This window comes from Achromobacter sp., from assembly GCF_049647645.1.
Classification (GTDB): domain Bacteria; phylum Pseudomonadota; class Gammaproteobacteria; order Burkholderiales; family Burkholderiaceae_B; genus Achromobacter.
The window spans coordinates 40,592-51,071 of record NZ_JBARYB010000069.1; the positions used below are offsets into that span (position 1 = coordinate 40,592).

Sequence of the window (10,480 nt, forward strand, 5' to 3'; positions counted from 1 at the left end):
GGCCTCGCGCCTAGGGCTGTTCGACCCAGGGCGCCGCTGCCTCGGCCCGGCTCCAGAGACGCCAGCCGTGCCGGTAGGCGTGCTGCAAATAAGGCCCGCGCAAGATGCGTGGCTGGCTGTCGGTGGCCTGTTCCGTACCCAGCAGGTGCAGGACCTGGGTCCAGTCCGCCAGCCTGCCCCGGGCGCCGCGCAATGCTGCATCCGCGAGCTGGCCGGCCTGCTCCACCGAGCCGGCCCGCACCAGGTAGCAGGTATCCGCCCCGTTCGGGCCGCCGGTGTAGGGGTCCTCGGATTCGTTGCCCCAGCGTATCGCTTCGTACAGATTCATGTCCCTGCCCCGTCCAATCGACAGCGGAACGATACCAGCAGACACGCCCTGGAAAGTGACGGCCGGCCAAGGTGCGCGGCGGGACGGCAGCCCTAGAACGGAATCCCCAGCTTCACATACAGCTGCGCGCCCTCGGGCCGGTTCTTGACCTTGAAGTCCTGCTGCCACTTCGCCGTGAACAACCAGCCATTTTCATTCATGTAGCGTACCGAAGGGCCAAAGCCGAAGGCGCGGGCGCGGCCGGCGGCGCTGTTGGGGCCGCTGTCATCGGTGACCTGCTGGAAGGCATAGCCGCCCACCCCCAGCACCCAACCCTTGCCCACGCCCCAGCCCAGCGCGTAGTCGGCGTGCAGCGCCTGGCCGGAGCGGGTGTCGGTGGCGGAGTTGGTGAAGTTGAAGTCGTACATGACCTTCAGGTCGGCGTTGAAGCCGTCCGGACTGATGCGGCTCAGCGCGAACACCGGCTGCGCGGTCCAATAGTTCTTGCCCAGGCTGGACGGGTCCTTGCGATCGTATTCGCCAGTGGGCGCGTACATGTCCAATCCCACCACGTAGTGCAAGCTTTCGGACGGGTGATAACCCAGCGCCACGCCCAGCGTCATGTCGCCCAGCCCGGTGCTGCGGTTGCGCTGGCCGGCGGCCTTGGCGGTCACGTCCAGCAGCGGCGCGATGGCGTGGAAGGCCAGCTGTCCGCCCATGACCTGCTGCTGCGTCACCCAGATCAGGCGCGGCGCCAGCACGTTGACGTCGACCTTGAAGCCGGGCACCGGCACGCGCTTGCCGTCGTTGCCGCGCAGCGTGTCGTAGCGCGCGCCGCCCGCATAGACGAGCATGTGCACGCCGGGCGGCGGCAGCGCGCCCGACATGAAGTTCTCCAGGCCGTCCGGGTAGATGCCCAGGCCGCCGCCCTCGGTGGCCTGCGCCCCCGCGCTGGCCAGCGCCAACGCCGTGGCGCTGGCCAGCCGCCGGAGTTTCAGGTGTCCGCTCATGTTCCCCTCCTGCCTATTTGTTGTGCGACGAGATAGCCGGAGCCGCCGCCCAGCCCGGGACCCGGGTGGGTGGCGGCGCCGATGTGAAAGAGATTGCGCAGCGGCGTGCGGTGGCCGCGCGCGCCATGGCCGCCGGCAAAGGGCCGCAGCCAGAAGAACTGGTCGGGCGAACACACGCCCGAATAAGGATCGCCTCCGACCAGGTTGCAGTTCAGCCCTTCCAGGTCCGTCGGCGAATAGGCGCGCCGGCCGACGATGCGCCGCGCCAGGCCCGGCATCACGCGCTCCATGCGCGCTTGCACCCGGTCGGCCACCGCCTCGCGCAAGGCTTCGGTCCAGCGGCCGTCTGCGGGTGTGGCGATCTCGCCTGCGGCGTCGCCCTTGATCCGCACCGGCAGCTCCTGCATCTGCACCCACAGGATCCAGCCGCCTGGCGGCGCGCGCGTGGGATCGACCGCGACCGGCTGGCCGATGGCCAGCGTGGGACGCGCCGGCAGCAGGCCGTTGTTCGCCTCGGTGACCGAGGCGCATACCTGCTCCATGCTCTCGGTCAGGTGCACCAGCGGCACGTGGCGCAGTTCTGGCGTGAGCCAGTCCGGCGGCGCATCCAGCGCGAAATGGATCTGCATGCCGCCGCGCCCGTAGCGATAATTGGCGGCGCGTTCGCGCACCGCGGGCGGCGCGTCGGGCAGCATTTGCCCGTACAGCATGCCGGGTGGGACATTACAGACCACCGCCTCGGTCGCGCGGTACTCGCGCCCCGCCGCCACCACGCCCACGGCTCGGCGGCGCCTGCCCTCGCCGCTGGCGACGATGCGTTCGACGTGCGCGCAGGTCTGCAAACGGCCGCCGTGCCGTTCGATGACGGCGGCCAGCGCATCCACCACGCCGCTGCCGCCGCCCTTGACCACCGGCATGCCGCCCGCCACGACTGCGGCGAATGTCAGCTTGCCGATCAGCGCGGAACAGGCGTCGTCCGGACCCAGCCCGGTATGCAGCACCCAGGGCGCGATCAGGGCGCGCGCGGCGTCCGACTGCAGCGCGCGCTCGGACCAGCGGCGAAAGCTCTCCATCGAATCGGCGGCGAAGGCGGCCAGGCCGTCCATGCCGCGCTTGCGCCATTCGCCGAACAGCAGCTTGAGCATGCCCGCGCCGTAGGGGTTCTGCCCCAGCAGGCCGAAGGTCAGCGCGGCGTCCGCGCCGAACAGGCGCTGCGCCATGGCGGCGAAAGCCACGCCGTCGCCGGGCGCCCAGGCGTCCAGCCGCCGCGCGCTGTCCGCCAGGTCCTGCTTGAGCGCCAGGCCCGAGCCGTCCGGCAGCACCAGTCCGGTGGCGTACTCGCCCTGCATGAATTCCAGTCCGGCCTCGCGCAGCGCAGGCTTGAGCGCCGCATAGGCGGGGCTGCCCATGAACAGCGGATACCAGCAGGACAGTACGTCGTGGCGGTAGCCGGGGAACAGTTCCTCGGTGCGGATGCAGCCGCCGAGCCTGTCGTTGCGTTCCAGCACCAGCACGGACTTGCCGCGCTGCGCCAGCAGGGCTGCGCAGACCAGCGAGTTCATGCCGCTGCCGACGATGATGACCTGCGCCTCTGACTCCAGGGGCATGATGCGCTCCGATGAGAGATAGGCCGCCAGGGCCTGTTCACACTAAAGAAAGGCCTTGCACGAGCTCTACGCGGCGGTCAGCGCGGTGAAGCGCCCCGCATGGAATACCAGCGGCGTGGCCGCCACGCTCGCCACCCGCAACACCCGGCCGAACAGCAGCAGATGGTCGCCCGCGGGACTTTGCTGGTCGTTGGCGCAGACCAGCGTGGCGACAGCCCCCGCGATGGCGGGCACGCCTTCCGGCACCTCATGCACCGGCGCCCCCGCGAACTTGTCCGGAACAGAGGAACTGGCGAAACGCATGGCCAGTTCTTCCTGGCCGCAGGCCAGCACGCTGATGGTGAAGTGGCTGCAATCGCGGAAGGCCGCCAGGTTGGGCGAATGGTTCACCAGGCTCCACAGCACCAGCGGCGGATCCAGCGACAGCGAGGCGAAGGAGTTGATGGTGAGCCCGACCTGGCGGCCGTCCGGGCAGCGCGTGGCGACGATGGCGACGCCCGTCGGATAGCTGCCCAGCACGCCTCGCAGGACCTTGGGGTGCAGATCGGTACAGCCCCAGTCCAGGGGCAGCCCCGCCGCGCAGCCCGTGGTCATGCCGCCGCCCGCGCCGGCTGCGCCGCGATGAAGGCGTCGCAGGCCGTGGCATCGCCCCACCAGGGGAACAGCGACGGCGGATGGTTGAAGCCGTTGGCGATGGCGCTGGCGATCGCCGGCGTGTGGTCCGCGGCCTGCAGCAGCTTGAGCAGGTGCGGCGGCGGTGGCAGCAGCATGGAGTTGGTCCATTCCACCACCGCCCCGCCATAGTCCCAGAAGCGCTCGAAAGTGCGCTGCATCCATTCGGCGGTGAAGGTCGCATCGCCATGCGCCAGGATCGCGTCCAGGTAGACGGCGCAGGCCTTGGTGGCGTTGTTCGAGCCTTGCCCCGTGATCGGGTCGTTGGTCACCACCGCGTCGCCCAGGCCGAACACCAGCCGGCCCGACGGCAGGGTCAGCACCGGCTTGCGCACCGTCGGCGCGAAGCTGCCGGCCAGGATGCCGTTGGCGTCGGTCAGTTCCACCGAACCGCAGCGCTCGGCCTCCCAGGGCAAGTAGGTATGCAGGATGTGCAGGCTTTGCGCCAGATGCTCCTGCGGCGACTTGATGTCGCGCCAGCAATCCATCGGACCGCCAGGCACGCCCTCGAACACCATGATCTCGCAGGGGCCGCTGGTGGTCAGCGCCGGGAACACGAAGTACTCGCCCACGCCCGGAATCAGGTTGAAGGCGACCCGCGAATGATCCGGCGCGGGGCGCATGCCGTGCACGTAGGTCAGCGCCAACGCGCGCTGCGGCCGGTCGAAGCGCGAGCGCAGCGCGTCGCGCTCGAACAGTTTGACCACTTCGCCCTTGCCGGCGGCCAACAGCACCAGGTCGTGCGAAGCCGCCAGCAATTCCAGTTCGGCCACGCCGCCGTCCTGGATCAGCAGCCTGCCGCCGCGCGCGGCGAACAGTTCCATCCAGGCCGGCATCTTGATGCGCTGGTCCACCGCCTGCGCCGGCCGGTCCAGGCGCGCGACCCAATCGATCAGCTTGTGACCAGGCCGCTCCGGATGCGGCAGCGCCAGGCCGATGCCGTCCACCGTCGGGCACTCGGCTTCCCACTGGTTCAAGCCCAGGTCGCGCTCTACCTGCAGCGAGGCATCGAACATGCATTGGCTGGACATCACTTTGCCGCGACGGATATGGTCCGGCTCGCGGTTGGTGACCACCGTCACCTCATAGCCTTTGTCCAGCAGTCCCAGCGCCAGGGGCAAGCCTGCCTGCCCGCCACCCACGATTGCGATTCGACGCATGATTGATCTCCTTTGTATGTCTAGGCGGCCAGGCGCGGAATCGCGGGCTTGGCCTGTTCGGGACCCATGGCCGAGTAGCCGCCGTCCACCGCGTAGTCGGCGCCGGTGACGAAGCTGGCATGGTCTGAAAGCAGGAACGCGACCACCTCGGCCACTTCGGCCGGATCGCCAGCGCGCCCCAGCAAGTGGTAGTCCGCGGCCACGCGGTCGGTCTTGGCGCGGTCGCCCTGCGTCAGCTCGTCCATCACGCGCGACCAGGTCCAGCCCGGCGACACCGAATTGACGCGTATGCCGTCGGCGGCATAGTCCATCGCCAGGCTGCGGGTGACCTGCAGCAGCGCCGCCTTGGAGACCGGATAGAGCCAACGTCCGGTCTGCGCGACGCGCGAGGAAATGCTGGTGAAATTGACGATGGCCCCGCCACCGGCCGCGACCAGATGGGGATGGACCGCGCGTGCGGCCATCACGGCGCTGACCACGTTGACGTCCAGCGCGCGCAGCCAATCGGCGCGGCCCGACGCGGCGCCGTCGTCCAGGTAGGTGGCCGCCAGATTGACCAGGAAATTGATGCGGCCGAAATGCGCCGCCGCGTCGGCCACGCCGCGCGCCAGCTGCGCATCATCCGCAATGTCCACCGGCCAGAAGCGCGTGCCGGCCGGATCGGCGGCGGCCACGCGTTCGCCGCCGGCGGCATCGATGTCGAACAGCGCCACGCGCACGCCCTTGGCCCGCAGCGCCGCAACCACGCCCGCGCCGATCAGCGTGGCGCCGCCGGTCACGATGGCCACCTTGTTGTCCAGACCCTTCATCGCATCACCTCACCGTTAGCTGATTGAGTGAGGCGAATACTGGCGCCGCGCGCCCGGGCCGCGTTAGCCGGATCCGGCCAACGCTATCCGCAAACTGCGTTTATTCGGGAGATAGTTGCGCCAGGTCCAATTGGCGTATCCGGAAACTGCAGCGCCTGTCCGTTGCGTGCGGATGCGGCAGGACTATGAGGCCGGCCGGGCGCGGCCCGTCTTGCGCGTGGCGCGCGCATGTTCCTTGATGAGGCGCACGAAGCGCTGCACCTGGCGGCTGGGGCGGTCGAAGCGCGAACGCACCAGACTCAAGGACAACGGTATCGACTCCCGCAGCGGCCGCGTCACCACGCCGGGCCAGCCCTGTTGCCCGACCGAGAACTCGTCGACGATGGCCACGCCCGCGCCCACCCGCACCAACGCGCAGGCCAGTTCCGCGCGCACGATTTCCACTGCCGGATTCCAGCTGACGTCGGCGCGCTGGAAGGCCGCGGCCACGAGTTGTCCGAACGGGATGTTGCGGTTGTAGAGGATCAGCTTGCACTCGGCCAGTTCAGCCAGGCTGACCGCGCGCCGCGCAGTCAGGGGATGGCCTTGCGGCAGGATGCAGACCATCTCGCCGGTAGCCAGCGGCTCCACCACCAGGTTGGGATGGTCGATGGGCAGCACGGACACCGCCAGTTCCGCCTTGCGCCCCAGCAGTTCGTGTGCCATGTCGGACAGCAGCGTGGTGTGGAACTTGAGCCTGACGTTGGGGTAAAGCTCCAGGTACTGCGCGATCACGGGCGGCACGAAGTTCAGCGCCAGGCTGGGACTGGAACACAGGGTCAACGCGCCTTCAGGCCGTTCGGCCAGGTCGCGCGCCAGTTCATCGATGCGCAGGGCTTCGTCGAACAGCGGCCCCACTTCCTCGAACAGGCGCTGCGCTTCCGGAGTGGGCGTGAGCTTGCCCTTGTCGCGTTCAAACAGCAGCAGACCCAGGCTCTGTTCGGTGTGGGCGATGAGGCGGCTGATGGCCGGCTGCGATACGAACAGCAGCTTGGCCGCGCCATTCATGGACCCGGTCAGCATCACCGCCCGGAACACTTCCATCTGCCTGAGCTTGAAACGCATGGCTGATCCGATAATCGTTTGTTATATCCCCTGGCCAACTTAGCATAACCGCTGGATTCAGGCATTCATTAGCATTCCGGATGGCTCCTGGCGCATATTCCAGGACGATTCGATAAAGGGAATGCATGACACTGACCGTAGGATTCGTCGGCCTGGGCATGATGGGGCTACCCATGCTGGAAAACCTCGCCGGCGGCGAAGAAGGCTTCAACATCCTGGCATATGACCGCGACCCGGCGCGCCTGGGGCGCCTGGCCGGACACCCCGCCTGGAACCAGACGCTCAAGCCGGCCGCCAGCCTGCAGGCCTTGGCCGCTTGCGACGTGGTCATCACCATGCTGCCCGACAGCGCCATCACCAACGCCGTGATCGAAGGCGAGCACGGACTGGCGAGCGCGATGCGCCCCGGCTCCGTGCTGCTGGACATGGGTTCGTCCAACCCGGCCGAAACGCTGCGGCTGGCGCCGCGGCTGCGCGAAGCTGGCATCACGCTCATCGACGCGCCAGTGTCGGGCGCGGTGGCCAAGGCCGCCGCCGGCACGCTGGCCATCATGGTGGGCGCCGACGCGGACGGACTGGAACGCGTGCGTCCGCTGCTCTCGCGCATGGGCGCTTCGCTCATCCACACCGGGGCGGTGGGCTCCGCGCACGCCATGAAGGCGCTGAACAATTATGTCTACGCGGCCGGCCTGCTGGCGGCCAGCGAGGCGCTGCTGATCGCTCAGGGCATGGGCCTGGACCTGAATGTGTTCACCGACGTGCTCAACGCCTCCAGCGGCCGCAACGTCGCCACCGAGACCAAGCTGCGCCAGTTCATCGTGCCCGGCACGTACAACGGCGGCTTCGCCCTGGCCTTGATGGCCAAGGACCTGCGCACCGCCGACGCGCTGCAGGCGCTGGCCGGCGTTCCGGCCACGCAACTGTCGCTGTGCACGGAGCTGTGGCAGCGCGCGCTTGCGGACATGCCCGCTGGCGTGGACAACACCGAGATCCACCGCTACCTGGAACGACTGCAAGCCTGCGCGCCGGCCTGACCCCGCGCCACCCCAACAATAAAGACATCCACAGGAGACAAGCATGAAACGATCCGCCGCCACGCTCGCGCTGGCGCTGGGGCTGGGCGCGCCGCTCGCGCCCGCCGGCGCAGCGGGCTATCCCGACCACCCCATCCGCATGGTGGTGCCCTTCCCGCCAGGCAGCATCACCGACGTAGTGGCGCGCAGCCTGGGTAAAGCCATGGCCGACGATCTGGGCCAGCCCGTGGTGGTGGAGAACAAGCCTGGCGCCAACGGCATCATCGGCACTCACGATGTGGCCCGCGCCAAGCCCGACGGCTACACCCTGGTGGTGGTGGGCGTGTCCACGGCGGCCAGCGGCGTGAGCCTGTTCAGGGACCTGCCCTACAACCCCGCCACCGACCTCACGCCCATCGGCGCCGTCGCCGAAACGCCCTACCTGCTGGTGGGGTCGCCGCGCATGCCCGGCACCCAGGTGTCCGATCTGTTTGCCTATGGCGCCCAGCATCCGGGCAAGCTGACCTATGCCTATGGCTCGGGCAGCGCGCAGGTGTTCGGCGCCAAGCTGGCGGCCATGGGCAAGATCAACGTCACGCCGGTGCCCTACCGCGGCGGTCCGCAGGCGCTCACCGACGTCATCGGCGGCACCGTCGATCTGACCTTTACCGACCTGGCCAACGGCCTGCAACAGGCGCGCGCCGGCAAGGTCAAGACCTACGGCGTCAGCACGCCCGAACGATTTCCGCTGGCGCCGGACATTCCCACGCTCAACGAAACCGGCGCGCCCGGCTTCGACCTGACCGTATGGTTCGGCCTGATGGGTCCGGCCGGCCTGCCCGCGCCCGTGGTCGAGCGCCTGTCGCAATCGCTGGGCAAGGCCCTGGCCAATGGCGAACTCAAGCAGACCTATGAACGCCAGGGCCTGAGCGTCAAGCAACAGACCCCGGCCGAATTCGGCGGCTTCGTGCGCGCCGAGATCGACAAATGGGCCGCCATCGTCAAGGAAACCGGCATTCCGCCGCAATGAACGCCCTCTTCAACCGCAACCAGGAATTCCCCGCATGTCGCTGATCGATATCCGCAAACGCTGCCTCATCGTCGAGACCACCTGCCACGAGAACGGCCCGGCGCCCGAACGGCCGCTCAAGCTCGCCGCTGCCTGCGCCGTCATCCGCAATCCCTATGCCGGCCGCTACGAGCCGGACCTGATGCCCTTCATGGCGGAGCTGCGCAGCCTGGGCACGCTGCTGGCAACCGAACTGGTGGATACGCTGGGCGGCAAGGACCAGATCGAGGTCTACAGCAAGGCCGCCATCGTCGGCCTTGACGGCGAAATGGAGCATGGCGCGGTCTGGCACGAAGCCGGCGGCTGGGCCATGCGCAGCGTGCTGGGCGAACCCCGCGCGATGGTGCCCGCCGTCAAGGCCGTGGCCGTGGCCGGCTACCGCATGATGGTGCCGGTGCACTACATCCACGCTTCGTACGTGCGCAGCCACTTCAACAGCATCGAGATCGGCATCCAGGACGCGCCGCGCGCCAACGAGATCCTGTTCGCCCTGGTCATGGGCACGGGCGGCCGCGTGCATTCGCGGCTGGGCGGGCTGACCAAGGAAGCCGTGGCAGTGCACGACGGGCAGCGATAGCGGCCGCGCTGCCCTGCGGCCTGCGCGCGCCTACAGGAGGCGCGCGGAGCCCTAGGCGCCCGGGATGGTCAGCGACAGGCCCGCGCGATCGGCCACATTGCAGATATGGGCGCGCATGGCGCGGCGCGCGGCTTCGGCCGAGCCGGTGGCCAACGCGTCGATGATGGCAGCATGTTCGTATATCGGTTCGCGCACGCGCGCGGGGTCGGCGAACGCGACCTGCCGGCTGCCGTCGACCACATCGGCGATGCTCTCGGCCAGGTCCAGCAGCATGGGGCTGCCGGCGATCTCATACAGGCAGGCGTGAAAGGCGCTGTCGCCTTCCGACATGGCCACCAGGTCGCCGGCGTCGGCGGCCTGGTCCATGTGCGTGATGGTGGCGCGCAGGCGGGCCAGTCCCGCCTGGGTGACCACGCCCGCGGCCAGGCCCGCCGCCAGTTCCTCCAGCTGGTTGCGCACCAGATAGACGTCGCGCAAGGCATAGCGGCCCTGGAAGCGCCAGCGGCCGTAGGCGCTGCCCAGGCCTTTTTCACCAGGCCGGGAGATGAACACGCCACGGCCGGCTTCGCTGCGCAACAGCCCCAGTCCTTCCAGCATGGTGATGGCCTCGCGCAGCGAGGCGCGGCTGACGCCCAGTTCCTCGGCCAACTGGCGTTGCCCGGGGAGTTTGCCGGCCTCTGCCCAATCACGCTGGCGGATACGGGCCTGCAACTGCTGGGCTATGTGTTCGACGGTGTTCATCGCGGAATTCTCAAGGCGTGGGCGCGCGGCGGCCGCCCGGTTTGGCGTTGACAGCCATATACTGCCTGGGCATTATGACATTCAACTGGTCTGACCGGTTAGGATAAAGCCGTACTGCAAAGCGCCCCGGCACGGCCGCGGGCCCCACGCCCCTTCTTGTTCATAGCGCCGCTCATGACCGACCTCTACGACCGATTTGCCCGCGCCGTCGACGCGATGGCCCGACTGGCTGACTACCCCTATTCCGAACGCCGCCAGGCCTGGCTGGACCGGCTGCGCATCAACCTGCCCGAGCTGACCGTGCTGGACTCGCTGGCGCCGGAAGCCGAACTGGGCTATCTGGCGCCACCTGCCGCGCCGGCCGACAAGCTGCCTGCCGCGCAGGCCGGCCGCGGGGTCGCGGTGTCGCGC

At 68.8% G+C, this 10,480-nt stretch carries 11 protein-coding genes and 1 pseudogene; 4 read left to right on the forward strand and 8 right to left on the reverse strand.

Features of this window, described 5'->3' with window-relative positions:
• Positions 1 to 10 precede the first annotated feature (10 nt).
• From WBB14_RS08380 to WBB14_RS08410, 7 genes are all read right to left on the reverse strand, one after another.
• The gene (locus WBB14_RS08380) at positions 11 to 328 is read right to left on the reverse strand and encodes a hypothetical protein (protein ID WP_424239419.1); all 318 of its coding nucleotides are present in this window, start codon (positions 326 to 328) and stop codon (positions 11 to 13) included.
• A gap of 92 nt (positions 329 to 420) precedes the next feature.
• Positions 421 to 1,317 carry a SphA family protein gene (locus tag WBB14_RS08385; protein WP_424239420.1) on the reverse strand — a complete coding sequence of 299 codons (897 nt, stop codon included), beginning with the start codon at positions 1,315 to 1,317 and terminating at the stop codon, positions 421 to 423.
• Positions 1,314 to 2,924: a phytoene desaturase family protein gene (locus tag WBB14_RS08390; RefSeq protein ID WP_424239421.1), complete on the reverse strand. Its 1,611-nt coding sequence runs from the start codon at positions 2,922 to 2,924 to the stop codon at positions 1,314 to 1,316. The genes WBB14_RS08385 and WBB14_RS08390 overlap by 4 nt, the downstream gene beginning before the upstream one ends.
• 66 nt (positions 2,925 to 2,990) lie before the next feature.
• Positions 2,991 to 3,518: a flavin reductase family protein gene (locus tag WBB14_RS08395; RefSeq protein ID WP_332013804.1), complete on the reverse strand. Its 528-nt coding sequence runs from the start codon at positions 3,516 to 3,518 to the stop codon at positions 2,991 to 2,993.
• Positions 3,515 to 4,756: a styrene monooxygenase/indole monooxygenase family protein gene (locus WBB14_RS08400; RefSeq protein WP_424239422.1), complete on the reverse strand. Its 1,242-nt coding sequence runs from the start codon at positions 4,754 to 4,756 to the stop codon at positions 3,515 to 3,517. Before WBB14_RS08400 ends, WBB14_RS08395 begins: the two co-directional genes overlap by 4 nt.
• A gap of 20 nt (positions 4,757 to 4,776) precedes the next feature.
• Positions 4,777 to 5,565, reverse strand: a complete 789-nt coding sequence (locus WBB14_RS08405; protein ID WP_424239423.1) for an SDR family oxidoreductase — start codon at positions 5,563 to 5,565, stop codon at positions 4,777 to 4,779.
• Positions 5,566 to 5,748: 183 nt separating this feature from the next.
• Positions 5,749 to 6,669 carry a LysR family transcriptional regulator gene (locus WBB14_RS08410; RefSeq protein WP_424239424.1) on the reverse strand — a complete coding sequence of 307 codons (921 nt, stop codon included), beginning with the start codon at positions 6,667 to 6,669 and terminating at the stop codon, positions 5,749 to 5,751.
• A 125-nt stretch (positions 6,670 to 6,794) separates the two neighbouring features.
• Between WBB14_RS08410 and WBB14_RS08415 the strand changes: the two genes are divergently transcribed.
• Genes WBB14_RS08415 through WBB14_RS08425 form a run of 3 tightly spaced genes read left to right on the forward strand, consistent with a single transcriptional unit; the run spans position 6,795 to position 9,328 of the window.
• Positions 6,795 to 7,703 (forward strand): NAD(P)-dependent oxidoreductase, encoded by a 909-nt coding sequence (locus WBB14_RS08415; protein WP_424239425.1) that lies wholly within the window; start codon positions 6,795 to 6,797, stop codon positions 7,701 to 7,703.
• Between the two features lie 43 nt (positions 7,704 to 7,746).
• The gene (locus tag WBB14_RS08420; protein ID WP_424239426.1) at positions 7,747 to 8,712 is read left to right on the forward strand and encodes a Bug family tripartite tricarboxylate transporter substrate binding protein; all 966 of its coding nucleotides are present in this window, start codon (positions 7,747 to 7,749) and stop codon (positions 8,710 to 8,712) included.
• A gap of 34 nt (positions 8,713 to 8,746) precedes the next feature.
• Positions 8,747 to 9,328 carry an amino acid synthesis family protein gene (locus WBB14_RS08425; RefSeq protein ID WP_424239427.1) on the forward strand — a complete coding sequence of 194 codons (582 nt, stop codon included), beginning with the start codon at positions 8,747 to 8,749 and terminating at the stop codon, positions 9,326 to 9,328.
• Positions 9,329 to 9,379: 51 nt separating this feature from the next.
• Here WBB14_RS08425 and WBB14_RS08430 read toward each other — a convergent pair whose 3' ends face one another.
• Positions 9,380 to 10,069, reverse strand: a complete 690-nt coding sequence (locus WBB14_RS08430) for a FadR/GntR family transcriptional regulator (protein ID WP_424239428.1) — start codon at positions 10,067 to 10,069, stop codon at positions 9,380 to 9,382.
• A 174-nt stretch (positions 10,070 to 10,243) separates the two neighbouring features.
• Between WBB14_RS08430 and WBB14_RS08435 the strand changes: the two are divergent.
• A pseudogene (locus WBB14_RS08435) lies at positions 10,244 to 10,480 on the forward strand (amidase); the annotation flags it as partial.